Genomic DNA, 23,620 nt, shown 5'->3' on the forward strand with positions numbered 1-23,620 from the left:
CAATTGCGTCGCGAAGCCGCAAGGAGCTAGGCCGGTGAGCCCGTTTCAAATAACGGTTCAGCTCGATTACCGGGGTAATTCTCGTCGGGTCAAGCTGAACCGTTACTGGTTGATTCTCATATTTTGGTAATGGACGAAGTGATCGCGCCAATGATTACCGGCAGAAGTGATCGCGAGTTCCAGTACCGTTAACTTCAGATACTGAAATAGCGGAGTTTGATGAGAAATTGGTATGCGGCTTGTGGAGAAGATTGTAGTTTCTCCAGATGAGTTTTCAGTGACGTTTAAGTCCGGGGTGCGGGTGGACGTTAAGGATAATGAAAAAACGTGTTTCTCCACCACTATGTGCAGAAACACGTTTTGCTCTCTTATTAGCTTTTTGGATTTATTTTTCCTTTTGTAACGACGACTACTGCAAGACTTGCAACGCTCCCCGCTAGAGCAAGCAACCCTTTCCCGGTTTTCTTGAGATTTTCTGCCTGCTGATTTCTGCAAGATTCACAATAGCGATGTTTGTAGCCTTCTGGAAGTGGCCTTTGACACTTTTTACAGAATTGACTTTTCATCGTACTTTTCCTCCAATTTTTCCCAATTCTCCTCACAAGGCAATGCTAGTATTTTTTTCGCTATGTCAGGAATTGTTTTTGTCCAATAGTTTTCTGGCGAAGAATCAATCAAGTCAAGTCGTTCCACAAAGCCGGTTCGGTTCAAATAAGAATTTCGAATATATTCAGCATAGTATTGTAAGCTTTTCCTTGCCGCAGCATTTTCCCCCAACTCTTGATACGCTATAGCTTCAGATAAAGACACCATATTTACAGCATTCAAACTTTCTCGGATTTCGCTCATTCGTTGATTGACCTGATCGGGTTTGGCACCACTGAGTATTTTTCCAAAAAACGACTCGGGTTGTTTCTTTATAAACATCAAGTTATCACTTTGGCTTTGCATTAATAAATTTCGGCTATCCTCCGCATTGGACACTATTTGTAGCAAAGCCATTGCTTTTAGCTCAGGATTTTTAATTGCCATTGCCTGCAACAGTTTCTGTTGACAGCTATATGCAGTGGCAAGTCTATCGTTCTCTTGTCCTTGACGAACTTCCTCTACCGCAAGCTGTACGAATTGAATTTGCTCTGCAATTTGCGCCATCTGCATTTGTGTTGCATAGCTAGTTACTGCTTGTGTTAAATCGGGCGATAGGTCTACATCTTTAAGAGATAACGTTGACACGATTTTATTCGTCTTTGGATTAATAAGATTTGCCATCAAAGAACCATCTTTTTTGGTCATAAGTTTCAATGTACCGCTGGCGAGTGCAGCTTTTTGCTCATCAGTAAGAATTACTTGAAATGTCAATTCTGGAACACTTGCTTTTACCATATTAATAAAAGCAGGTGCTGAGTATAACATTTTTTCAATTTTTGTAAATGCCTCTTTAGCCCCTTTAACCAATGGGTTAGCAACCTCTGTCAAGTTGGAAAAATACTCGTTTATATCATATTTATATTCTGACTTATCTAAAACCTCTATATCATCTGGCGATATATAAATAGTTTTATCCATATCCGTATCTCCTTAGTTCTAAACCTCGCGATAAAAGTCATCATCAATATATGGTTGGAACTTTTTCCAGTTTTTCCAACATGATTATTCTACACTGAGGCACGATTATCCTTCCAGCATAAAACCAGATCTCAAACCACAAAAAGCCTTTATTTACTATCTTTTTTCACACTCACTTCTCAACCCTCGTCAACGCGACCACGCTCTCCACATGGTTAGTCAGCGGAAACATATCGACTGGCTGGACGGTTTTGGCCTCGTAGCCGCCATCGACCAGCAGGCGCAGATCGCGGACCAAAGTGGCGGGGTTGCAGGAAATATAGACGATCTTGGCCGGCTTGACTTGGAGCACCGCCGCGACAAATTCCGGGGAAAGGCCTTTGCGCGGTGGATCGACGAACAGGACGTCCATTTTGACTTGCTGTTCGGCCCAGGTTGGCATCACTTCTTCGGCTTTGCCCACGGTGAATTCCAAATTAGTCAAGCCATTGAGTTGGGCGTTGGCTTTGGCGTCCGCCACCGCCTCGGGAACGACTTCGATTTCTTTGACGGTTTTGACCTTTTCCGCCACGGAGATGCCAATGGTGCCAATGCCCGAATAGGCGTCAACGACCACATCGTCAGGCTGCAGGTCGGCGGCGTCGATCGCGGTTTGGTAAAGTTTCTCAGTCTGATCGTGATTGACTTGGTAGAAGGATTGCGCCGAAATGTGGAACTTATGGCCTAAAAGTTCGTCCTCGATATAAGGTTGGCCGTGGACCAAACGTTCTTGCGCGCCCAAAATAACATTGGTGGTTTTCGGATTGTAATTGATGATGATGCTGACGACTTCTGGCAAGGCCGCGATGGCTTCGATCAATTCGATTTCATGGGGCAAATGGCGTTGCTTGCTGACCAACACCACCATTTGTTGTCCCGTCGCCTGCCCCCGCCGAACCATAATGTGGCGGATCACGCCGCTGTGGTACTGCTCGTTATAGGCGGGCACGCCAAACTCTCGTAACAAATCACGAACTGCTTTGATGGTGGCATCGATTTGCGGCGCCTGGATCAAGAAGTTGCTCAAGGGCAACAAATCATGGGATTTCTGGCGGTAGATCCCCGTTTCCAAAACACCCTTGATCGTTCGCACCGGCACTTGCGCCTTATTGCGATAACCTGTTTGTTGATCCGCGCCGATCGTTGGCGCCACGGTCAACGGCAATTTCACTTTGGCCAACAAGTTGATGACTTGCTGTTGTTTGAATTTCAATTGGGCTGGGTAGGACAGCTGCGCCAAGGGAGCAATGCCTGCCTGCAAATAAACGCGTTCAACCCCTTCGACCCGGTCTGGACTTGCTTTCTTGACCGCTAACACGCGAGCGAAGCCATAATGAGCGTTGACTTTGGTGACCAGATAATCAATTTCTTCGCCAGGGAGAACGTTGGCGATGAACAGGGGATAATCGTCGACCTTGATTACGCCCATTGCTTCGTAGGTCAAATCAGTTACGGTGCCGGAACCTTTTTCGTTCTTGCGAACTGGTGCTTGAATTTTTGCCATGTTTTACCTCATTTTTCTTGAAAAAGTGATGTCTGATCACTTCTAGGGATTTTCTGAATGATTGCTGGTTCGGTTAAAAGTAGGTTGGCCGCGGCTTGCGCTGCGCGTGGCGTTGGTGGTGGGCAGATGTGGAAGGGCTCCAGGTCGGGCTGGGGGTGGTGGAACGCTGCGGGCACGATTTTGAGCTTTTCGGAAGCCCACCGAAAATCTCAAAACTCGGCCTTATTGTAGGCGATAAATCGCCAACAATAATATCGCGGCTGACTCACCCCCAGCCCGACCTTCCGCCAAGCGAGCAAACGAACCACCAACGCCAGAGTGTGAACCGAACCGGTCAGCTCCTGAGCATTAGCCTAGCAATTGTTTTGGAAGCCGTACTTTGCTTCCGGAACAATTGCGTAGCTAAGCGCAGGGAGCTGGGTCGGTGAGCACGTTTCCAGCCACGACAACCGTCCTGAGGCGGTTGCGTCACCATCCAAACCCAGCAAACCTGCAATCAAGCGAGGATTCAAGAACTGAATCCAGACTTCCAAAATCCGTTGGCATTGCCGTACCACCCCAAAAATGGACGATTGTTTTGACCACCGCACTTGCAAAAGCACTTCGTCCAATCCTTCGCCTTGATTGCAGGTAACCGCAATTCTGCCTAGCAACCGGCTGGGACTGCGCGGCTCAGTGGTGAAATTGTCCTTGGCGGCTTTGCCGCTTAGGACAAGGCTCGATTTGAAGACAAGCCGCGCACTTTGCGGATTGGCTTCAAACGATGCCCACCACGTTCCAGTCCGCAACAGCAGTCCCAGCCGGTTGCGCTCACGCGCAACACCCACCAAAACCCGCAATCAAGCACGGCGCAAGGCAACAAAAAGCTTATCGGTGCGCCGAATCCTAACTGACGACCAATAAGCTTGCCTGTTTACTTCGTTGTTGCGGTATCATCACCGTCAGCCGCATTCTTTTGCTGATCAGCAAATTGTTCCACTGTTGCTGGCGACAGCGCCGTCTTGGGGATTTCATCCACATTGGCGAACATTTCGATATGCTGGCGCAGGTTAATAAAGGTCATCGGCGCCAAGCCGCCGAATTCGCCATCCAGATTGATTTTCATTTCATCGCCGTGGACGGTTTTAGCGACGACTTTGCGAGTCTTGGTGTAAATGATATTGGGGTTGTTGATGTGACGCCCGCCGTTGAGGACCATGGTCATCAACTTAATGATTTCCGCGGGATTGCCGGTTTTGACCAAGATCATCGCAAAATTCCCGTCATCCAAGGAAGCGTCTGGGGCGATCGATTCCATGCCGCCGACGGAATTGGTCAGTCCCAGCAAGAACATCGAGGCTGGTCCTTCGTAAATGCCATCGTCGTACTCAATGTGCATGTCGATCGGCCGGATCCGCGGCAACATTTCCGCGCCCTTCAGCACGTAGGCCAAATAGCCGAGGACCGATTTGAATTCGGAAGGCACATCATAGGTCAATTCCGTCATGAAACCACCACCGGCAATATTCATGAAATAATTGTCGTTGGCTTTGCCGATGTCCATTTTGATGGTTTGTTTCTTCAAAATGACTTTCGCGGCTTCCACCGGGTCTTCCCTCGGGATCCGCAAAGCCCGCGCGTAGTCATTGGTGGTACCAGCGGGAATGATGCCCATCTTGGGGCGATGTTTCAACGGCGCGATGCCGTTGACCACTTCGTTGATCGTGCCATCGCCACCTGCCGCTAACACCAGATCAAAGCCATCGCGAGCGCAACGCCGCGCTTCTTTAGCCGCGGACATTGGTTCTGGCGTGGTTTGAAATGCGCTAGCTTCGTACCCAGCGCGTTCGAGAACATTAAGGATTTCCCCAACATTGCGGGGCATGGTTTCATGCCCCGACGTGGGGTTATAAATCAAGCGCGCACGCATTCGCATTACGCAACCCTACTTTCTACTATCTTTTGTTCAACTCAGCCATGAGGATCGTGTTGACGACCTTAGGATTGGCCTTGCCATGGGTCTGCTTCATGATCTGACCGACCAAGAAGCCGACTGCCCGATCTTTCCCGTTGTGGAAGTCAACGATCGATTGTTCGTTGTCGTCGAGAATCGCGGTGATGAGCGGGGTCAGAACAGTTGGATCAGACTCTTGAACGAGACCTTTTTCTTTGACCCAGGCTTCTGGTTCGGTACCCTTTTGGATCGTCTCTTGGAAAACTTTCTTGGCGATTTTCGAGGAGATCGTGCCATCTTGGATCAACTTGATCATGGTCGCTAAATTAGCCGGTGTCAACTTGGTCTGTTGCAACTCCAATTTATGCGCGTTCATGAAGGCATTGACTTCACCCATCAACCAGTTCGACGCCAGTTTAGGATCGGCGCCAGCGGCTAAGGTCGCTTCAAAGAAGTCTGACATTTCCTTGGTGTCCGTCAACAAGTTAGCGTCATATTCGGGGATCCCCAATTCGCCGACGTAACGGGCCCGCCGCTTGTCTGGCATTTCCGGGATCTTGGCGCCGATTTCTTCGATCCATTCCGGACTGATATCGAATGGCGGAATATCTGGTTCGGGGAAGTAGCGATAATCATCGGAGCCTTCCTTGACCCGCATCAAAATCGTTTCACCGGAAGTTTCATCAAAGCGCCGTGTCTCTTGGCGAATTTGACCGCCAGACAGCAGCACTTCCGCTTGCCGTTTTTCTTCGTAGTCCAAACCTTGGCGAACGTAATTGAAGGAGTTCAAGTTCTTCAATTCGGTCTTGGTGCCTAGCTTGTCAGCGCCGATCGGTCGAATCGAAATGTTGGTGTCGACCCGCATCGAGCCTTCTTCCATCTTAACATCAGACGCGCCGGTGAATTGGATCGTTTGCCGTAACTTCTCCAGATACGCGTAGGCTTCTTCCGGCGAAGCGATATCTGGTTTGGAGACGATCTCGATCAACGGTGTGCCCTGTCGATTCAGATCGACGTAGGAATAACCCGCGTCGCCGTGGGTGTTCTTGCCGGCATCTTCTTCCACGTGCATTTCTTCGATCCCGATCTTTTTCTTCTTGCCGCCGACTTCGATCTCGATCCAGCCATTGCGAGCCAGCGGTTGTTCGAACTGAGTGATCTGATAAGCTTTCGGATTATCTGGATAGAAATAGTTCTTCCGGTCAAAGTGCGTCTCGGTCGCCACTTCCGCGTTCAAAGCCAAGGCTACCATGATGCCTAAGCGATAAGCTTCACGGTTGACTGTTGGCAAAACCCCAGGAAAACCGAAGTCGATCACATTGGTGTTCATGTTCGGTTCCGCACCATAAGCCACCGGCGAGGGACTAAACATTTTAGTCTTGGTTTTCAACTCCACATGGACTTCCAGCCCAATCGTTGTTTCGAAATTCATTAGGCGTTACCTCCATTTTTAAAAGTCGGCGTTTCCAAATTGTAATGATTGAGTTCTTCAAACGCGGCGGCCGCCCGGAAAATCGTGCTTTCGTCGAAGCGTTTGGCGATCATCTGCATGCCCACTGGCAAGCCCTCAGCATTGAAGCCGGCAGGGACCGACGCGGCAGGGACCCCAGCCATGTTGGCGGAAATGGTCAAAATATCTTTCATATACAGCGTGATCGGATCATCATCATTAACCCCGATCTTAAAGGCGGTATCTGGCGCGGTCGGCCCAATGATCAGGTCGTGGGTCGCCAGGATCTTTTCAAAGTCTTGTTTGATCAAGGTCCGGACCGCCGCAGCTTTGTTGAAGTAGGCATCGTAATAGCCGGAAGACAAGGCAAAGGTGCCCAGCATGATCCGTCGTTTAACTTCAGGCCCAAAGCCTTCCGAACGACTGCGAACGTAAACATCATCCAAGTTCTTCACGTCAGCGGCGCGGAAGCCATAACGGATCCCGTCGAAACGCTGCAAGTTAGAGGACGCTTCACTGGAAGCCAACACATAATAAGCCGGCACCGCGTATTTCGTGTGCGGTAATTGGACGTGATCAATGATCGCGCCTTGGTCGGCTAATTGTTGTAACCCTTTTTCAACTTGGGCCTTAACATCTTCGGCGATCCCTTCGCCAAAGAATTCATCGGGAACAGCGATTTTCAAGCCCTTGATACCTTGGCCGATCGCCGCGGTGAAATCAGGCACCGCTTGTTCGGAACTGGTGCTGTCTTTCGCGTCGTGACCACTGATCGCGCCTAACAGCACCGCAGCGTCTTGCGCCCGGCGGGTAAAGACGCCGATCTGGTCGAAGCTGGAACCAAAGGCGATCAAGCCCCAACGGGAAACGCGCCCGTAAGTTGGTTTGATCCCGAAAATACCATTGTAAGCAGCTGGCTGGCGAATCGAGCCCCCAGTATCACTACCTAAGGCCGCGAAAACCTCACCGGCGGCGACAGCAGCGGCGGAACCACCCGAAGAGCCTCCAGGAACCCGTTCGAGATCCCAAGGGTTATGGGTCACGCCGAAATGAGACGTTTCGGTGGAAGAACCCATGGCGAATTCATCCATGTTGGTTTTCCCCAGATTGATTGTGCCCGCGGCGTCTAGTTTCTCAACCACGGTGGCGTCATAAACCGGATTGAAGTTATCCAAAATATGGCTCGCCGCCGTTGTGCGGATGCCGTTGGTGACGATATTGTCTTTGTAAGCGATCGGGATCCCCGCCAACAAGTCGTCAGGATCGATCCCTTCAGCGTCCAGCTCGGCTGCCCGCGCCAAAGCCTTCTTCTGGTTAATGGTAATGAAGGCGTTCAACGCTGGTTGCTCCGCGTTGATTTTCGCCAGCGCCGCTTCGGTCAACGCGACGGCGGTAACTTTCTTGTCGACCAAAAGCTGATGCAACGTTTGCAGGTCGTAGTTCAAATAATCGGAATTACTCATGCGTCAGCTTCCCCCTTATCAATGATCGTTGGCACTTTGATCAGCCCATCTTTACTTTCTGGTACGTTTTGTAACAATTGGTCTCGCGTCGGTCCGCCAGTCACCGGCACGTCTGCCCGAAAGACATTGCGCTCGTCGCTGACCTGAGTTGTTGGCGTTACCCCATCTGTTGGCACTTCTGCCAATTCATTTTCCATCGCGATGATCTGATCCAGCTGGTGCGTAAATTGTTCCAATTCCGCCTCGCTGAAAGATAACCGTGCAAGTTTTGCCACGTGAGCAACTTGATCTTTTGATATCATTGCTAAACGTCCTCCATTCGTTTATCAGTCAAAACTAATTCTATCATTTAACGCCCAACTTACAAACTAATAGCTGCTAAAAACATGGGTGTAGAAATCTTTATCGCCACTTTCTCGGCTGAGGAAGGACTGCATGCCCTCCACCGAAGAGATCGTGATCTCGATCGGGATATTGGCCGGCAAGTAACGCTTGGCCGCGGTATCCACGTATTGGGTGAAACTCTGGATCTCGTTGACCCCGAAGAATTGGGTGCTGATCTTGATCTTCATCCCCTGTAAGGTCCCATTCTCATAGTGCGTTTGGGCGGTGACGCCGCTCAAATTCGGGAAGAAGGCTTGGATCTTCGTTTTGAAATTACCAAAGGAATCAGCATCGCCGTCATTGACCGCTTTCTGATTATTGACCACGGGCAAAACCCCATTCTCTTGATTCAGGGTCTTCCATTCGGAAATCGTCGTGCCTGACTTACTGACTGCGGTGGCGAAATAAGTACCACCAACTAAACTATCATTCGCCGCTTGTTTATACAAGCCGAAAACAATCGTCACATCGGCCAACTCTTTCTTCTTCCGCAAACGCGCCAAAATCTTGACCGCCATAGCCTTGCCTTGCTTCTCCCGCTCGGCCTGGCTGATCGTCGTTTTGAACGTGGCGCCGTATTGGACCTTCTGGTAATAATCGATCTCGTTAAGTCCCAACCCAATGGCCACGCCCGCCGTCTGATAGGAATTGTTAGTTCGTTGCAAATAGTCTTGCTCCAGGATCTCTTGCAGATAGATCGGCGCCCGCTTGTCCGGGTCGGTGGACCCATTGTCTTTCGGGTTGAGCCCAGCCTCATTATTAGCGGACTCCCGCTTCAGCCAACTATTGGCCGTCGTGCGCGAAATATGTTGACCTTCTTGAAAGGCATACTTCTCCGGCGAAAAATTGCTTTTACTGATGGTGGTCAAACCGGCCTCAAAACTGGATGTGTTGAACGTGTTGGAATTCTGATCAACGGTCAAGCCGCGGGATGTGCTGACCTTATACTTGCCATTGGCCAACAGCGCGCTATATTGCGTCCCATCCGTACTCCCTGTAATTTGATAGGAGGCCGATTTATTGCTACTGGCCGTGGTTTCCGTCCCACTCAGATCTGCGTTTTGTAAATTTCCGCAGGCCGCCAGCGCCAGCAAACTTGCCAGACCAACGGCGCCTTGGAACCATCGTTTTACCGAAAACTTCATTCTTTCACCTCGTCCAAATGTTGCTGCGCTTCCGCTTCCGTCAAAATCGCGACGGCCAATTGCTGCGCCTTCGCCAATTTACTGCCCGCGTCGGCCCCAGCAATCAAGTAGTCCGTTTTCTTCGAAACCGAACCGGTCACTTCCGCGCCAAGCGCCGTCAGTTTCGCGGTCAGTTCACTACGAGTATAGTGAACTAATTTGCCGGTCAAGACAACCTTTTTATCTTTGAAAAAGTTCGCTGTCGCCGCCGTTGTTGGGCCTAAGAAAGTCAAATTAACGTTGGCCGCAGTCAATTCTTCGATCAATTCCTGAACCTGGGCGTTGGCGAAATAGGCAGTCAAACTGTCGGCGATCGTTTGGCCGATCGACTTGATCGCCACGATTTGATCAGCGTCGGCGGCCATTAAGCGCGGAATCGAGCCGAAATGAGCCAGCAACAAGGTCGCCGCCTTGGCGCCTACATTGCGGATGCCCAGCCCGAACAAAAGTTTATCCGCCGAATTTTGTTTCGAGCGTTGGATCGCCGCCAACAAATTGTTGATCGATTTTTCCTTGAATTTATCTAGCTGGGCCAATTCCGTCGCGGTCAATTTGTACAGATCCGCCACATCTTTGATCAAGTGACGATCGTACAATTGGGCGATCACTTTCGGACCCAAGCCAGAAATATCCATGGCATTGCGCGAGGCGAAATGAGTCAGGCCTTCCTTGACCTGGGCGGGACACATTGGATTGACGCAACGCAGAGCCACTTCGTCTGCCAAATGAATCAATTTGGACCCGCAAGAAGGACACGTGGTCGGTACTTGATATGGCGCCGCGTCGGCAGGTCGCTTACTCAAGACCACTTGGGAAACCTCTGGGATAATGTCACCCGCCTTGTGGATCAGCACCGTATCGCCGATGCGCACGTCCTTTTCGCGGAGCATATCGACGTTATGTAACGTCGCCCGCGCCACCGTCGTTCCCGCCAAGGTCACCGGATCCATGACCGCGGTCGGCGTAACCACGCCCGTTCGGCCCACGGTCCATTCGATCGCGCGCAAAATTGTTTGTGCTTCTTCCGGCGGAAACTTATAAGCGATTTCCCAACGAGGAACCTTCACCGTATTGCCTAATTCCGTTTGGAGTGCCAATTGATTTATCTTCAAAACGACGCCGTCAATGCCATAGGGCAAATCATCCCGCTGCCCCTGGTAACGGTCAATATAATCATGGATCTGCGGTAATTCCCGGGCGACCAGCGACTCGGGATTAACGTGAAAGCCCCACTGCCGCAGTTGTTTCAAAGCGTCTGCCTGGGTGCTGATCCCGTATCGCTGGGCGTCAACGATCGTATAGATGAACGTATCCAATTGCCGCTTGGCGGTGGTTTTGGTATCCAATTGGCGTAAACTGCCAGCCGCCGCATTCCGTGGATTGGCGAAAACCGCCTCACCATTCCGATCACGTTCGGCGTTCAAGGCTTCAAAAGACGTCTTCGGCATATAGCACTCACCTCTGACTTCCAAGTCCAACGGTTGACTCAATTGTTGGGGGATCGACTTGATCGTCCGCAAATTAGCGGTCACGTCCTCACCGATGGTCCCATCGCCGCGAGTCGAGCCGAGCACCAAGCGGCCGGCTTCGTAACGCAAAGAAATCGCCAACCCATCGATTTTCAATTCCACATTGTATTCGGTGGCCTGAGCGATCGCCTTGGTCATGCGACTATCAAACTGGGCCAACTCTTCGAATGAAAAGACATCGCCCATGGACAGCATCGGCGCTTGATGAGTCACCTTGTTGAAGCCAGCCAGCACCGCGCCACCAACCTGTTGTGTCGGCGAATCAGCCGTGACCAAGGTAGGAAAAGCGGACTCTAACTGTTGCAATTGACGATAAAGATCGTCATAGACCGCATCTTCAACCAGAGGCGCGTCTTGGGTGTAATAAGCTTGGGCATACTGCCGCAACTGCTGCCGCAATTGGGTACTGGTCGCGGTCGCCTCTGCTAATGAATAGGCCGAAATTGCTTTTGGTAAGGGCATGATTGCATCCTCCTTAACACCTTTAGAAATATCATAACCGATGGAACCACCCACCGTAAAACCTGATGATCACGAAAACGTAAGTTAACTCGAAAATCTGACCGTTCAACTATCGGCGTCCAGCGGCCAGCGTTACAGCACCGTTATGAACGGTGCTCAATCTACCTTGGTGATCGGCGCGAACACCGCCATCAAATTCTTGATGCCGATCTCTGGAAAGGCAATCGCCAGTTCAACGTCATCACCGGTGCCACTGACTTGGACCACTGTACCGACGCCCCATTTTCGGTGTTCCGCTTTATCACCGACTTGCCAGCCCACTTGTTCGGCGCCAACCGAACCAGAAGCTGTCTTGGCCTGCTTCGTCGCTTGATAACTCGGCGCTAGGGCTCGAGCCTGACGATTTTGCTCGCGGCGCTGGCTGGCGTTACCGCCACCTGTAGCGCCGTTATAACGACCACCCCGACCTTGGTCAAAGGGAAAAGGACTGCCCACATTGGCGGTGGCGTGATTCTCTTCCACTAAAACCTCCGAATCGATCTCGTTCAAAAAGCGAGACGGCGGATTGCTTTGCGTGCGTCCATAAAGCATCCGCGCGTAGGCGTTGGTCAAGAATAACTGTTGTTGCGCCCGAGTAATCCCCACATAGGCCAAGCGGCGCTCCTCTTCCAACGCATCATCATCCAATAAGGCCCGGGACAGGGGGAAAATCCCTTCTTCCAGGCCGACCAGGAAGACCACCGGGAACTCCAACCCTTTAGCCGCATGCAAGGTCATCAACGTGACTTGCTTAATGTCCTCTTCCAGATCATCTTGATCCGAAGTCAGCGCCAAGCCCGCGATAAAATCGGTCAAAGGCTCGCTGTCGTCCGTTTCTGGCTCATAACTATCATCAAATTGTTGCGTCACCGTGAGAAACTCAGCCAAGTTTTCCAAGCGCGTCTCGGCTTCGACGGTTTTTTGCGCCTCAAGATTGGTTTGATAGCCGCTTTTCTCCAATAATTGTTTGGTCAAGTCGGTCATTGATAGATTCAAGCGTTGGTCGCGCAGATCATAGATCAATTGGGCAAAGTCCAGCAGACTCGTCCGCGCCCGCGCTGGCAAATTCGCCAAATCAACATTATGCGCCGCCTCTAAGAGCGACCAGTCATGTTCGTCGGCGAATTCCTGTAACTTACCAACGGTCCCCGCGCCTAACCCACGCTTCGGTTCGTTGACCACCCGATTGAAGCTCAACGAATCGGCCGGATTGGCCACCAGCCGTAAATACGCCAAGATATCCTTGATTTCCTTACGATCGTAAAACTTATGCGCACCCACTAATTTATACGGCATATTGGCCCGCAGTAGGACTTCTTCCAGCACCCGGGATTGGGCGTTGGTCCGATAAAGAATCGCAAAATCACCGTAGTTCCGGTGGTCCGTAGCGATGCCGGTCCGAATTTGACTAACGACAAAGTTAGCCTCATCGGTTTCACTTTGCGCGCGGTAATACACCAGCTTATCGCCCGTTGGATTATCCGTCCATAATTCTTTCGGCTTACGATAATTGTTGTGTTGGATCACCGCATTGGCCGCTTCCAGAATATTCTTGGTTGAGCGGTAGTTTTGCTCCAAGAGAATGCTCTGGGCGTCCGGATAATCCTTCTCGAAATTCATGATATTATCCATATTCGCGCCCCGCCAGCCGTAAATACTCTGATCAGCGTCACCGACCACGCAAACATTGTGGTAGCCAGCTCCTAGCAACCGCACCAGCTGATATTGAGCCTCATTGGTATCCTGATATTCATCCACATGGATATAGCGATAGCGCCGTTGGTAATACCCTAAAGTTTCAGCATCCCGTTGGAACAACAAAATCGTTTCCATGATCAAATCGTCGAAGTCAAAGGACTGATTTCGCTTCATTTCTCGCTGATAGATTGTGTAAACCTGGCTGACGATCTGATCAAAACCCTGACCAGCCGTAGCCGCAAATATTGCCGGCGTCGCCAATTCGTTCTTGGCCTGACTGATCGCGCCTAAAATCGCTTTTGGATCATACCGCTTGGGATCCAGATTCAATTGCTTCAAAATACGCTTGACCAAGGTTAATTGTTCCGCCGGATCAGCGATCGAAAATGAACTGCTGTAATCAATTTTCTTCGCTTCCCGCCGCAAGATCCGCAAACACAAAGCGTGGAAAGTCGCCACCATGACTTCATTGGCGTCAGCGCCCAGCAAACGTTCCACCCGTTCCCGCATTTCCCGCGCGGCCTTATTAGTAAAGGTAATGGCCAAAATCTGCCAAGGCAACACGCCTTTTTCTTGAATCAAGTAGGCGATTCGATGGGTCAACACGCGAGTTTTGCCCGAGCCCGCGCCTGCCATGATCAGCAGAGGGCCCTCAGTTGCTTTGACCGCCTCTGCTTGTTTATCGTTCAAACCTGCCAATAATTTACTTACGACCATGTTGCCGTCCTTCCCGAAACCTGTTTTGTATATAGCATCCAGACTACCATTATAACAAAAAAACGGGGCGAAAATATTAAAATTCCATGAGGCTTTGCTTTCGGCGCCTTTTTATTCGCGCTGGCGAGGAAAATAGAAAACTCGCAACCAAGAGCTTGTGGTTACGAGTTTTTCTGTTTTTGAATGGGTGAACTAGCTGAAAAACTAAAGTAGGTTGGCCGCAGCTTGCGCTGCGAAATTCGGGGTTAGCTCGCTGTGGGCGCTGTTTTGAGCCAATCCGCAAAGTGCGCGGCTTGTCTCAAAATCAGGCCTTGTCCTAAGCGGCAGAGCCGCCAAGGACAATTTCACGGCGATCTCACCCCGAATTTCTCCGCTCCAGCCGCTCAACGTTATAGCAGCCGTTTGAGCACTCACGCCCGTTTGAGCACTCACGCCATTTGGCAAGCTATCGCCAATTGATGGGGATCCCCGCAATTGATGGCCGTGGTTAGTGGGTACCAGCTTTAAATTGGTGACACCAGTGCAGTCTGTCTGATGAACAGACCAGATTCTTGATGAATCTGCCAAATCGGTCGGTTTTCAACCAGAATCCGTTCAAGTGCGATAATGATGTTCAGCTCACACAATGTGTCCCGATCTCCTAATCCAAATCCGTTGGCATTGCTGTACCACTCCAAAATTGGTAATTGTTTTGACCTCTCGCTTGCAAAACCTCTTCGTCAAATCCTTCGCTTCATTTGCAGATAGGCTCAATGCTGCCTAGCAACCGCCTCAGGACGTGTGGCTCAGCGGTGAGATTATTCTTAGCGATTTATCGCTTAGAATAAGGCCTGATTTTGAGACAAGCCGCCGGGCTTGCGGATTGGCTCAAAACAGTGCCCACCGCGTTCGGAACAGAGTGTGAACCGACCCGGTCAGCTCCTGAGCATTAGCCTAGCAATTGTTTTGGAAGCCGCACTTTGCTTCCGGAAAAATTGCGTAGCTAAGCGCAGGGAGCTGGGTCGGTGAACACGTTTCCAGCCACGACAAACGTCCTGAGGCGGTTGCGTTCCCATCCCAACCCAGCACACCTGCAATCAAGCACGGACTTCCGGAATCAGTTGGCATTGCCGTACCACCCTAAAAAGAGTGATTGTTTTAACCTCAACCTTGCAAAACCACTTCGTCAGATATCTATCTTCGATTGCAGATAGGCTCAATTCTGCCTAGCAACCGGCTGGGACTGCGCGGCTCAGTGGTGAAATTGTCCTTAGCGGCTTTGCCGCTTAGGACAAGGCTCGATTTGAAGACAAGCCGCGCACTTTGCGGATTGGCTTCAAACGACGCCCACCACGTTCCAGTCCGCATCAGCAGTCCCAGCCGGTTGCGCTCACGCGCAACACCCCGCACACCTGCAATCAAGCGAACAATCAGGAATAGAACCCCGCCGTTATCACAAGAAAGGCTACTTCAACCCCAGTCGCCGGAAAATCAAATCGACCCGGCGCAAATGCCAGCGATAATCAAAGGCGTCATCCAACTGTTCCGGCGTCAACTGCGCCATCACCTGGGGATCATCCGCCAACAAAGTCTTAAAGTCCAACCCCTCATTCCAAACCAAGGCGGTTTTGCCCTGAACCAAATCGTAGGCTTGCTCGCGGCTCAAACCGCTCTCAACGAGTTTCAACAAAACTCGTTGGCTGAAGATCAAGCCGTGGGTCAGGTTAAGATTCTGGAGCATTTTATCCGGGAAGACGCCAAGGTTGGTCAAGATCTGGTTGAAGCGCGTTAACTGATAGTCCAGCAGGCTGGTCGCGTCAGGTAAGACGATCCGTTCAACTGAGCTGTGGGAAATATCCCGTTCGTGCCACAGACCAACATCCTCCAACGCAGGCGTTTGATAGCCGCGAAGAACGCGGGCTAGACCGGTCAAATTCTCAGAACCGATCGGATTGCGCTTATGCGGCATCGCCGAAGAACCCTTTTGACCAGCGGCGAAGCTTTCTTCGACTTCGTGGACTTCAGTTCGTTGGAGGTGGCGGATTTCTAAGGCGAAGCGCTCGATGGAAGTGGCAATCAAGGCAATCGTCGAGAGATATTCGGCATGAAGGTCACGGGGCAGGACCTGCGTGGAAATGTCTTGCGCGCGCAGCCCCAACTTTTCGGTCACAAAAGCTTCGATTTCTGGTGGAATATTGGCGAAGGTGCCGACTGCGCCGCTGATTTTACCGGCTTCGACTCCTTGGGCCGCGTGTTCAAACCGTTCAATGTCCCGCTTGAGTTCGGCGTACCAAGTTGCCAAAACCAGGCCGAAAGTGGTTGGCTCAGCATGAACGCCATGGGTGCGCCCGATCATGACCGTGTCCTCAAATTCCACGGCCCGCCGCTTGATTGTGGCCAACAACTCATTCAAATCGGCGCGGATCAGGTCGTTGGCTTGTTTTAAGCGGTAGCCTTGAGCGGTATCCACCACATCCGTTGACGTCAAGCCAAAGTGGATCCATTTGCGCTCGGCGCCTAAAGACTCGGAAACGGCGCGGGTAAAAGCGACCACATCATGCTTGGTCACTTTCTCCAATTCTTGGACACGCTCGGCGTCAAAGCTGGCGTTGGCTTTGATTTTAGCCGCGTCAACCGCCGGGATCTCACCTAGGGTTGACCAAGCTTCACAGGCCAAAACCTCGACTTCTAGCCAAGATTGATATTGGTTCTGTAAGCTCCAAATTCGCGCCATTTCTGGGCGGGTATAACGTTCGATCATGTGCTCTCTCCTCCGCTACTGTCCATTGTTGAAACGTGCTACACACAACTGACTTTTCCGCTTAACTACGCTAGGATTCTGGAAGCAAACCCGCTTCCAAACTCCTAGCTAGGTTAATGCTCAAAGTCAACCCGTTGTGTTCCGCACTCTAAACGTGCTCACCACCCCAGCTCCCTGCGCTTAGCTACGCAATTGTTCCGAAAGCAAAGCCCAGCTTTCAAAACAATTGCTAGGCTAATGCTCAGAAGCTGCCCAGGTCGGCTCGCACTCTGGTTTTACCATAATTCCGTGTGTTCGACCAATTCTATTAAACTGGCGTGGTCATTGGCGATGATCATGGCCTCGCCAATGGTGGCGCCGTCAGCGACGCCGGTGATCACTGGCCAAAACAGGAACTGCCAGTTGGCTCGCTTCTGGATCTGCGCGAAAACTTGCGGCTCTGATTTCGCGGGCAAACTTAATAGCGCCCCTGCTTGCCGCAAATAGAGTTCCGGCAAGGGCCACTCGCAAAGGCTGCGCAACTGTAAGTCATACTGCGAAAAATTAGTCACACTGTCATACAGATCGGCGCCTTGATACGGTCCGGGATAAATGCGATCAACGAAGAGAATCCCCGCCTCAGTAGCGAAGAAAGTCACCCCCAAGAGACCTTGATAATCAAGGTTCTCAGCGATTTGAGTGGCCACGCGCTGGATCTCGTGAACCAGGGGCGCCGGCATTTCTTGATGGGCCAAGGCGCTATGGAAACGGCCTTCGCGGGCAACGGTTTCCAACACCGGCAACGTTTGGATTCGTTGTTGCGCGTCCTTCGTGACCATGATCGCGTATTCCTTGCTGACTGGCACCCACGATTCCAAAATATAACTACCATCACTGAGCTGCCCGGCCAGGCGGTTCACATCTTCCGCGGACTTCAAAATATAATGCGCCTGACCGATGCCCTTTTGGATCGGCTTCAAGACGCTGGGAAAGCCAATGGAGTCAACCGCCGCGCGAATATCGGCCAGCGAAACCGCCATCGCGTAAGGGGGAATATTAATGTTATGGTCTTCTAGGAATGTCTTCTCCAAGTACCGATCTTGCGTCATCGCCAACAACTCGGTGCCCTGAGGTAATTTGGCGCTGATCTGGGCTTCATTTAAACTGTTGATACTGATTTTCTCGTCTTGGAAAATCACCACCGAACTTGCCGCGGCTAACTGCCGCAACCGCTGAACATCAGTGGGCGCGCCAACGATCACCTGGTCGGCTTCTTTGGTGGCCAGGTCACTGGCGTCGGGCACCAGTAGATTCACCAAGAAACCCATCCGATGGGCCGCTTGCGCCAATTGCCAATTACTTTGGCCACCACCAATAATGCCAATATAAGAACGTGGATAAATGAAACTCATCTGCACAAACCCTCTAACTTCATGATTTGACGGCAACACGTGCTTGCCGTAACGCGACTACTATTGTCATTCTAGCAAATTTGACCGGGAAAAACACTTCTTATGCCGTCAGGACGCCGATTGTCGCGTCCGCGAACTGACATTGACACCGTCTGTTCAGGCTAGGCGAAAACAACCTGACCATCGGCGAAGGCTTTGATCCGTGCCAAAGATTCGGTCTGGATCCCTTTTTCATCCAATAATTGCCGACCTTTTTGGAAGGATTTCTCGATGACAATACCCACGCCTTCAAGGGTCGCGTCCGCGGCGGCGATGATTGCCATCAAACCTTCGACCGCCTGACCGTTGGCGAGAAAATCATCAATGATCAGCACATGATCATTGGCGTCCAGGAATTTCCGCGAGATCGAAATCTGATTACTGGTTTTCTTGGTGTAGGAATAAACGGTGGCCGTGTAAAGATCGTCTTTCAAAGTCAACGACTTGTGCTTGCGCGCGAACACCACCGGCACCTTCATCGCTAACCCGGCCATGACCGCCGGCGCGATCCCCGAGGACTCCACCGTCAGAATCTTCGTGATCGGTTTGTCCGCGAAGAGCCGCTGGAATTCTTGACCAATGGCGAACATCAATTGGGGATCGATTTGGTGGTTCAAGAAATTATCGACCTTCAACACGTTTCCCGGTAAAACTTGACCATCTTGGCGAATCTTTTCTTCTAAGGCGCGCATAATTCATCCTCCTAGTATTGTTGCGTGATTTTAAAAGTCTGTAGTTGATGTGTTTCTGCGATCATTGGTGTTGGCGGCGCTTGGTTGACGCTTGGGCAACGAAGCCTTGGGCGCCAATCATTGAGCAGCTATGCATTGAGTAGCTATGCATTGGACAACAAAGCCAAGCGCGACTGAGCTCTCCGGCGACGCTTTAATTGGCGCTGGTTTGATCATACTGATCCAGCTTGTAGGTTTCCACTAAAGAGACGATTTTGGCGGCATATTCTGGATCGGTGGCATAGCCATCTGTTTCCAAGGCCTGAGCCGCCGCATGGTAGTCTTTGGCCGCCAAGAAATGCTGGTACTGCTGGGGATTCCAGGTTGTGCCGCGCACAAATAATTGGGCATGGTCCAAAATCGAAGCGGCGTACGAGTCATAGACGCGAAAACGGGCGGTCACCGTTTGCCACTCGCCGTTAACATATTCTTGCGTGGTCATTTCCTGGGTATTCGCGGGATCCGAGCCCTTCACCCCAAATAAATTGTTATATTTGGCGCTGAGGGCACTCTTGCCCCAATTACTTTCCAGGATCGCCTGGGCAATGGTCACACTGGGCAGCACCGCATAAGTTTGGTGTAACTTAACGGCTTCCGGTGCCACTTTCTTGATGAAGTCCCGCTTTTCCTGCCGCTCGCGGGCAGCCGCTTGCGACGAGGCCGCCTGTTGCGCCGCAAGGTTTTCTTCCTGTTGATGGGAGTGGAGAAACAACACCACCACGATTCCCAAGACAAAGAAGATCAAGATCCCCAAGAAGAAATTATTCGTATCGACCATTTTGCCGCGCGACCGCTTCGGCTTGCGCGGTGGACGCGCCGGCGTGGCTCTTTTCTTTTTAGGCTGATAAGGCAACAACGCCCACTCCTTTGTTTCGCTAAATTTACCCCATTTTTCAAAAAAACAGTTGCAATTAGTTGACCGGTCGAACGAAGCAGCGGCTTGGCGCTCAGCCTCTTGGACCCACCTTGAGGAAATCGACCAACACTTGTTGCTTTTGCCGCCTAGGTAATTCTTGGGCTAGCACGACCATATCACGTAATTGGATCCCGTCTTCGAAAATCGGTTGATCATATTGCTTAAAGAAATCGCGGCGCACATGATCGAAGCGAAAACCTTGACGCAAATAAAAACGCAGATTCGCCAGCGAAGCATCACCCGTTCCCACCAGCAAAGTTTCTTGATGGGTAAGGACCGCTTTGTGCCAGATCCAAGCCACCAACCAGCCGCCCAATCCCTGATTTTGCCTGGTGGGGGCCACCGCCAGATTCATGATCTCCCAAGTCGGCGCCATCGCTTCATCCGCCGGTACCGGCCGCACCGCAATGCTGGCGATAAACCGATCATCCTGACGCAAGGCCCAGTAGTCACAGTCCAGTAAATAGCGAGCGATCATCCCCTGATCCTCATCGGCCAAGCAGAGTAACGCCGCCAATTGCGCCCACGCTTCGTCCGCCGCCAATTGCCACAAGCTGATTCCTGACGACCACTTCAGTAGCTCACCCATCTGATCATTTCCTTCCATCTTTCAGCGCGCGATGGCTCCAACCCACCTACCCCGCTAAAAAGTGACTTTGAATTCTATTATAACGATTTTTCTCCCACTTTACCGCCTGATTAGCAAATTATCGCGGTAAACTTGCCTACTAGGACCTCATCTGGTCTTTAAACGAACATTTCGATCTCCTATTCAGGTTGGCGTTTCATCCAGTCATTTCATCCAGGCGTTTCACCCAGGCTGGCAAGGCTGTTCGGCTAAGGATATTGAATTAATTGTACAAAAAAAGGACCGGCACTTTGCCGATCCAAAAAACTTTTTAATCAAAAATTAATTAGTCTTTGTTAACGTTAACGGCTTGAGGTCCGCGATCGCTTTCTTCGATGTCGAAAGTAACGCCTTGGCCTTCTTCAAGAGTCTTGTAGCCGTCGCCTTGGATAGCTGAGAAATGTACGAATACATCGCTGCCATCTTCGCGAGTGATAAAGCCGTAACCTTTTTCTGCGTTAAACCATTTTACTGTTCCGTGTTCCATTAGAACGTTTCCTCCTTGATAAAGCTAAAAATTTGTATGTGTGTATTTCTGTGTGGTACTTGTTGGAAGAAAGTCTATGCGAACAATCGAACCAATACCATTCAAAAAGTACAACTCTTATACTATCATGCAGGGCGAAAGAATACAAGCGTTTTTGCGGAAATTGTGCGGACTTTCTTTATTACAGCAACAATTAAAACGCATTCATGGATCGCCTTTTTTTATCATCTTCCTGCCATTTGTTGGCACTTAATGACCGCCTAGGCTAATCACCGACCAACCTGTCGGCTCATTTTTCAAATTCTTCTTTAATGCGCGTGGTGAATATGGTAACTTATTAACTATAAGGGGAGTCAAACTCATGAAAAAAACACCAGTTTACTTAATTTTATTAGCGCTACCACTGCTGATCCTGCTGACCGCTTGCCAGAAAGCGACCGATCACACCGCCGATCTCAGGAATGACGTGCAAACGATCCAAGCCGAGATCGCCACCCAACGCAAGGAACTCAAGACGATCTACCAAAAATACGCACAATTACAAAAGGCTTTCGCCAAAGAGCAAAAAAATAACCCGGAAACCAATCTATTGACCGACCATTCGACCCGGACCTACCGCCTGAATGAACAGGCGCGAAAAAGTTTGGATCGTCTAGGTCGTAGCCAAAAACAAGTCTTAAAGATCAATGAACGGGTGAAAAAAGTCGATATCACCCGCATCAACGGGCTGACCTCGGCGGAGGTGACAGAACTGACTCAAAGTATCCACATTATTTCTTTGGATCATGAAAACTTTACCAATTTTATTTCGGCTTTCCAGAAAGATCAGACCGAGTTTTATCGCGACGCCCCAGAATTGTTCGCGGCGGACAAGGATGGGCTGGATGAACGCCAATCGCGATCACGGCGCTATCTGGGCGCGGTGGATCAACAACTTGAAATTTTGCAAGTCAATTTAAATAGTACCGAAGCTGCCGCTAAAAAAATTCTCAAGAGCATCAGTTGAGAGTTTTTTTATTTCCGCCAATGTGCTGACCATGAGGGGAGATTGTCCGCAGCTTGCGCTGCGCGTGGCGTTGGTGGTTGGCAGATGTGGTGGGACTCCAGGTCGGGCTGGGGGTGGTGGAACGCGGCGGGCACGATTTTGAGCTTTTCGGAAACCCACCGAAAATCTCAAAACTCGGCCTTATTGTAGGCGATAAATCGCCAACAATAATATCGCGGCTGACTCACCCCCAGCCCGACCTTCCGTCAACAAACGAACGGACCACCAACGCCAGAGTGCGGAACACAACGGGTTGACTTCGAGCATTAACCTAGTCAGGATTTTGGAGGCCGGTCTTGGCCTCCAGAAGACTGACGTAGTTAAGCGCAGAAGTCAGTTGTGTAGAGCACGTTTCAACGCCACGCTCCGCTCCAGCCGCTCAACGTTTTAACAGCCGTTTGAGCACTCACGCCAACCAGTAGGCTATGGTCAAGTGATGGGGAACCACGCAAATGACGACCGTGGTTAGTGGTCACCAGTTTTAAATTGGTGACCCCAGTGCAATTTGCCTGATGAACTGGGTCAGGTTCTTGATGAATCAACTGAATCGTTCGGTTTCACCAAAAGATTGTTACGGAAACGAGTAAAAATGCTCAGCCTACGCAAAAAGCCCCGACTCCTAATCCAAATCCGTTGGTGTTGCCGTACCATCAAAAAAGTGTGATGGTTTTGACCACCACACTTGCAAAAGCACTTCGTCAAATCCTTCGCCTTCGATTGCAGATCGGCTCAATTCTGTTCAGCAACCGGCTGGGACTGCGCGGCTCAGTGGTGAAATTGTCCTTGGCGGCTTTGCCGCTTAGGACAAGGCCTGATTTTGAGACAAGCCGCGGGTTTTGCGGATTGGCTCAAAACAGTGCCCACCACGTTCCAGTCCGCAACAGCAGTCCCAGCCGGTTGCGTTCCCGCCCAAACCCACCAAAAACCTGCAATCAAGCGTAACCCAATGAACAGAAAACATTTTTTCCAGCAGAGAAAACCATTAAGACTGCCGCCGCTGCCAAACATGAATCAGCGGAATCCCCAACAGTGGCACGATAAACAGCGCGCTGATCGCCTCGGCCAAGCCGTTGACCCCCAGCACCGTCAACAAAATGACAAACAAATTCCGCGAATCCCCTTGGTAGCCCAGTTGGCTCAACAAGGTACTGGACTGATTCAAGTAAAATAAGCTGGACAAGGCGATCACGGTAAATGTGTTCAACGCCGCGCCGAAGAACCCGATCAGCCCATAACTCACGGCCTGAGGAATTTTGAGTTTACGCAACCAGCTGGCGCCAAGACCGGTCAACCAGCCAACTAGAAAGCGGGGCACAATGGCGATGACAGGATTAGCGAACAATAGAAACGTGACCGTTCCTGGCATGGTATAAGCGCGGATCAAGGAAGTGACGCCCCAGATCAAGCCCAGTAGCGCGCCGTCTTTTGGCCCCAGCATCACGGCGCCAACCATAACCGTCATGACCATTAATGTAATCACCGGCATCCCTGGTAAAAGTGGAATATAGCCGAGAAACGGAACAAACGATTGTAAAATCAGAATAGCTGTAAAAATACCAAGGATCGCGATTTCTCGTGCCTTACCACGACTTCGATTCATTTCAGTCACCTCATTGAATAAATATGCCGGACAAGATTACGCAACCTCCGCTGACCGCGACAAATCAATCAGCAC

General features: G+C 50.7%; 23 protein-coding genes. 2 read left to right on the plus strand and 21 right to left on the minus strand.

The window, feature by feature from the left end; genetic code table 11:
• Positions 1–371: 371 nt before the first annotated feature.
• From EKM94_RS02220 to EKM94_RS02305, 19 genes are all read right to left on the minus strand, one after another.
• Entirely contained in the window at positions 372–566 is a 195-nt protein-coding gene (locus tag EKM94_RS02220; RefSeq protein ID WP_125596802.1) for a hypothetical protein, read from the minus strand.
• On the minus strand, positions 547–1,566 hold the full coding sequence (locus EKM94_RS02225; RefSeq protein ID WP_125596805.1) for a hypothetical protein: 1,020 nt from the start codon (positions 1,564–1,566) through the stop codon (positions 547–549). The genes EKM94_RS02220 and EKM94_RS02225 overlap by 20 nt, the downstream gene beginning before the upstream one ends.
• 172 nt (positions 1,567–1,738) lie before the next feature.
• Complete coding sequence (gene rlmD, locus EKM94_RS02230) at positions 1,739–3,109, minus strand: 23S rRNA (uracil(1939)-C(5))-methyltransferase RlmD (RefSeq protein WP_125596808.1); 1,371 nt, start codon at positions 3,107–3,109, stop codon at positions 1,739–1,741.
• 353 nt (positions 3,110–3,462) lie between these two features.
• Positions 3,463–3,936 carry a hypothetical protein gene (locus tag EKM94_RS02235; protein ID WP_125596811.1) on the minus strand — a complete coding sequence of 158 codons (474 nt, stop codon included), beginning with the start codon at positions 3,934–3,936 and terminating at the stop codon, positions 3,463–3,465.
• Between the two features lie 86 nt (positions 3,937–4,022).
• Positions 4,023–5,024: a diacylglycerol kinase gene (locus EKM94_RS02240; RefSeq protein WP_125596814.1), complete on the minus strand. Its 1,002-nt coding sequence runs from the start codon at positions 5,022–5,024 to the stop codon at positions 4,023–4,025.
• Positions 5,025–5,043: 19 nt separating this feature from the next.
• Positions 5,044–6,474 carry an Asp-tRNA(Asn)/Glu-tRNA(Gln) amidotransferase subunit GatB gene (gene gatB, locus EKM94_RS02245; RefSeq protein WP_125596817.1) on the minus strand — a complete coding sequence of 477 codons (1,431 nt, stop codon included), beginning with the start codon at positions 6,472–6,474 and terminating at the stop codon, positions 5,044–5,046.
• Positions 6,474–7,955, minus strand: a complete 1,482-nt coding sequence (gene gatA / locus EKM94_RS02250) for an Asp-tRNA(Asn)/Glu-tRNA(Gln) amidotransferase subunit GatA (protein ID WP_125596820.1) — start codon at positions 7,953–7,955, stop codon at positions 6,474–6,476. Before gatA ends, gatB begins: the two co-directional genes overlap by 1 nt.
• Positions 7,952–8,257, minus strand: coding sequence for an Asp-tRNA(Asn)/Glu-tRNA(Gln) amidotransferase subunit GatC (gene gatC, locus EKM94_RS02255; protein ID WP_125596823.1), 306 nt, complete (start codon positions 8,255–8,257; stop codon positions 7,952–7,954). The genes gatA and gatC overlap by 4 nt, the downstream gene beginning before the upstream one ends.
• A gap of 66 nt (positions 8,258–8,323) precedes the next feature.
• On the minus strand, positions 8,324–9,484 hold the full coding sequence (locus EKM94_RS02260) for a CamS family sex pheromone protein (RefSeq protein WP_125596826.1): 1,161 nt from the start codon (positions 9,482–9,484) through the stop codon (positions 8,324–8,326).
• The gene (gene ligA, locus EKM94_RS02265) at positions 9,481–11,514 is read right to left on the minus strand and encodes an NAD-dependent DNA ligase LigA (protein WP_125596984.1); all 2,034 of its coding nucleotides are present in this window, start codon (positions 11,512–11,514) and stop codon (positions 9,481–9,483) included. The genes EKM94_RS02260 and ligA overlap by 4 nt, the downstream gene beginning before the upstream one ends.
• A 156-nt stretch (positions 11,515–11,670) precedes the next feature.
• The gene (gene pcrA, locus EKM94_RS02270; protein ID WP_125596829.1) at positions 11,671–13,968 is read right to left on the minus strand and encodes a DNA helicase PcrA; all 2,298 of its coding nucleotides are present in this window, start codon (positions 13,966–13,968) and stop codon (positions 11,671–11,673) included.
• A gap of 204 nt (positions 13,969–14,172) precedes the next feature.
• Positions 14,173–14,535: a hypothetical protein gene (locus EKM94_RS02275; RefSeq protein ID WP_125596832.1), complete on the minus strand. Its 363-nt coding sequence runs from the start codon at positions 14,533–14,535 to the stop codon at positions 14,173–14,175.
• Between the two features lie 606 nt (positions 14,536–15,141).
• The gene (locus tag EKM94_RS12270; RefSeq protein ID WP_164511062.1) at positions 15,142–15,315 is read right to left on the minus strand and encodes a hypothetical protein; all 174 of its coding nucleotides are present in this window, start codon (positions 15,313–15,315) and stop codon (positions 15,142–15,144) included.
• 97 nt (positions 15,316–15,412) lie between these two features.
• Positions 15,413–16,708, minus strand: a complete 1,296-nt coding sequence (gene purB / locus EKM94_RS02280; protein WP_125596835.1) for an adenylosuccinate lyase — start codon at positions 16,706–16,708, stop codon at positions 15,413–15,415.
• A 275-nt stretch (positions 16,709–16,983) separates the two neighbouring features.
• Positions 16,984–18,099, minus strand: a complete 1,116-nt coding sequence (locus EKM94_RS02285) for an ATP-grasp domain-containing protein (protein ID WP_125596838.1) — start codon at positions 18,097–18,099, stop codon at positions 16,984–16,986.
• Between the two features lie 161 nt (positions 18,100–18,260).
• Entirely contained in the window at positions 18,261–18,830 is a 570-nt protein-coding gene (locus EKM94_RS02290; protein WP_125596841.1) for a xanthine phosphoribosyltransferase, read from the minus strand.
• 193 nt (positions 18,831–19,023) lie between these two features.
• Complete coding sequence (locus EKM94_RS02295; protein ID WP_125596987.1) at positions 19,024–19,647, minus strand: glycoside hydrolase family 73 protein; 624 nt, start codon at positions 19,645–19,647, stop codon at positions 19,024–19,026.
• 169 nt (positions 19,648–19,816) lie between these two features.
• The gene (locus EKM94_RS02300) at positions 19,817–20,374 is read right to left on the minus strand and encodes a GNAT family N-acetyltransferase (RefSeq protein WP_164511063.1); all 558 of its coding nucleotides are present in this window, start codon (positions 20,372–20,374) and stop codon (positions 19,817–19,819) included.
• A 325-nt stretch (positions 20,375–20,699) separates the two neighbouring features.
• Complete coding sequence (locus EKM94_RS02305) at positions 20,700–20,900, minus strand: cold-shock protein (protein ID WP_125596848.1); 201 nt, start codon at positions 20,898–20,900, stop codon at positions 20,700–20,702.
• Positions 20,901–21,261: 361 nt separating this feature from the next.
• Between EKM94_RS02305 and EKM94_RS02310 the strand changes: the two genes are divergently transcribed.
• On the plus strand, positions 21,262–21,906 hold the full coding sequence (locus tag EKM94_RS02310) for a hypothetical protein (RefSeq protein ID WP_125596851.1): 645 nt from the start codon (positions 21,262–21,264) through the stop codon (positions 21,904–21,906).
• A gap of 392 nt (positions 21,907–22,298) precedes the next feature.
• Here EKM94_RS02310 and EKM94_RS02315 read toward each other — a convergent pair whose 3' ends face one another.
• A complete protein-coding gene (locus EKM94_RS02315) occupies positions 22,299–22,487 on the minus strand; it encodes a hypothetical protein (RefSeq protein WP_125596854.1) in 189 nt (62 codons plus the stop codon).
• A 229-nt stretch (positions 22,488–22,716) separates the two neighbouring features.
• Between EKM94_RS02315 and EKM94_RS12275 the strand changes: the two genes are divergently transcribed.
• The gene (locus tag EKM94_RS12275; protein WP_164511064.1) at positions 22,717–22,887 is read left to right on the plus strand and encodes a hypothetical protein; all 171 of its coding nucleotides are present in this window, start codon (positions 22,717–22,719) and stop codon (positions 22,885–22,887) included.
• A 40-nt stretch (positions 22,888–22,927) separates the two neighbouring features.
• Here the strand turns inward: EKM94_RS12275 and EKM94_RS02320 are convergent, their stop codons facing one another.
• On the minus strand, positions 22,928–23,545 hold the full coding sequence (locus tag EKM94_RS02320) for an ECF transporter S component (protein WP_125596857.1): 618 nt from the start codon (positions 23,543–23,545) through the stop codon (positions 22,928–22,930).
• Positions 23,546–23,620 lie beyond the last annotated feature (75 nt).

It is taken from the genome of Lapidilactobacillus achengensis (assembly GCF_003946655.1).
Lineage (GTDB): Bacteria > Bacillota > Bacilli > Lactobacillales > Lactobacillaceae > Lapidilactobacillus > Lapidilactobacillus achengensis.

Coding starts and splice junctions, on each gene's coding strand:
- EKM94_RS02290 (WP_125596841.1), bottom strand. CDS start 18,830: ATGCGCGCCTTAGAAGAAAAGATTCGCCAAGATGGTCAAGTTTTACCG.
- gatC (WP_125596823.1), bottom strand. CDS start 8,257: ATGATATCAAAAGATCAAGTTGCTCACGTGGCAAAACTTGCACGGTTA.
- ligA (WP_125596984.1), bottom strand. CDS start 11,514: ATGCCCTTACCAAAAGCAATTTCGGCCTATTCATTAGCAGAGGCGACC.
- EKM94_RS12270 (WP_164511062.1), bottom strand. CDS start 15,315: ATGCGGACTGGAACGTGGTGGGCGTCGTTTGAAGCCAATCCGCAAAGT.
- EKM94_RS02310 (WP_125596851.1), top strand. CDS start 21,262: ATGAAAAAAACACCAGTTTACTTAATTTTATTAGCGCTACCACTGCTG.
- EKM94_RS02260 (WP_125596826.1), bottom strand. CDS start 9,484: ATGAAGTTTTCGGTAAAACGATGGTTCCAAGGCGCCGTTGGTCTGGCA.
- EKM94_RS02240 (WP_125596814.1), bottom strand. CDS start 5,024: ATGCGAATGCGTGCGCGCTTGATTTATAACCCCACGTCGGGGCATGAA.
- rlmD (WP_125596808.1), bottom strand. CDS start 3,109: ATGGCAAAAATTCAAGCACCAGTTCGCAAGAACGAAAAAGGTTCCGGC.
- EKM94_RS02285 (WP_125596838.1), bottom strand. CDS start 18,099: ATGAGTTTCATTTATCCACGTTCTTATATTGGCATTATTGGTGGTGGC.
- gatA (WP_125596820.1), bottom strand. CDS start 7,955: ATGAGTAATTCCGATTATTTGAACTACGACCTGCAAACGTTGCATCAG.
- EKM94_RS02295 (WP_125596987.1), bottom strand. CDS start 19,647: ATGGTCGATACGAATAATTTCTTCTTGGGGATCTTGATCTTCTTTGTC.
- pcrA (WP_125596829.1), bottom strand. CDS start 13,968: ATGGTCGTAAGTAAATTATTGGCAGGTTTGAACGATAAACAAGCAGAG.
- EKM94_RS02225 (WP_125596805.1), bottom strand. CDS start 1,566: ATGGATAAAACTATTTATATATCGCCAGATGATATAGAGGTTTTAGAT.
- EKM94_RS02220 (WP_125596802.1), bottom strand. CDS start 566: ATGAAAAGTCAATTCTGTAAAAAGTGTCAAAGGCCACTTCCAGAAGGC.
- EKM94_RS02305 (WP_125596848.1), bottom strand. CDS start 20,900: ATGGAACACGGAACAGTAAAATGGTTTAACGCAGAAAAAGGTTACGGC.
- EKM94_RS02320 (WP_125596857.1), bottom strand. CDS start 23,545: ATGAATCGAAGTCGTGGTAAGGCACGAGAAATCGCGATCCTTGGTATT.
- purB (WP_125596835.1), bottom strand. CDS start 16,708: ATGATCGAACGTTATACCCGCCCAGAAATGGCGCGAATTTGGAGCTTA.
- gatB (WP_125596817.1), bottom strand. CDS start 6,474: ATGAATTTCGAAACAACGATTGGGCTGGAAGTCCATGTGGAGTTGAAA.
- EKM94_RS02300 (WP_164511063.1), bottom strand. CDS start 20,374: ATGGGTGAGCTACTGAAGTGGTCGTCAGGAATCAGCTTGTGGCAATTG.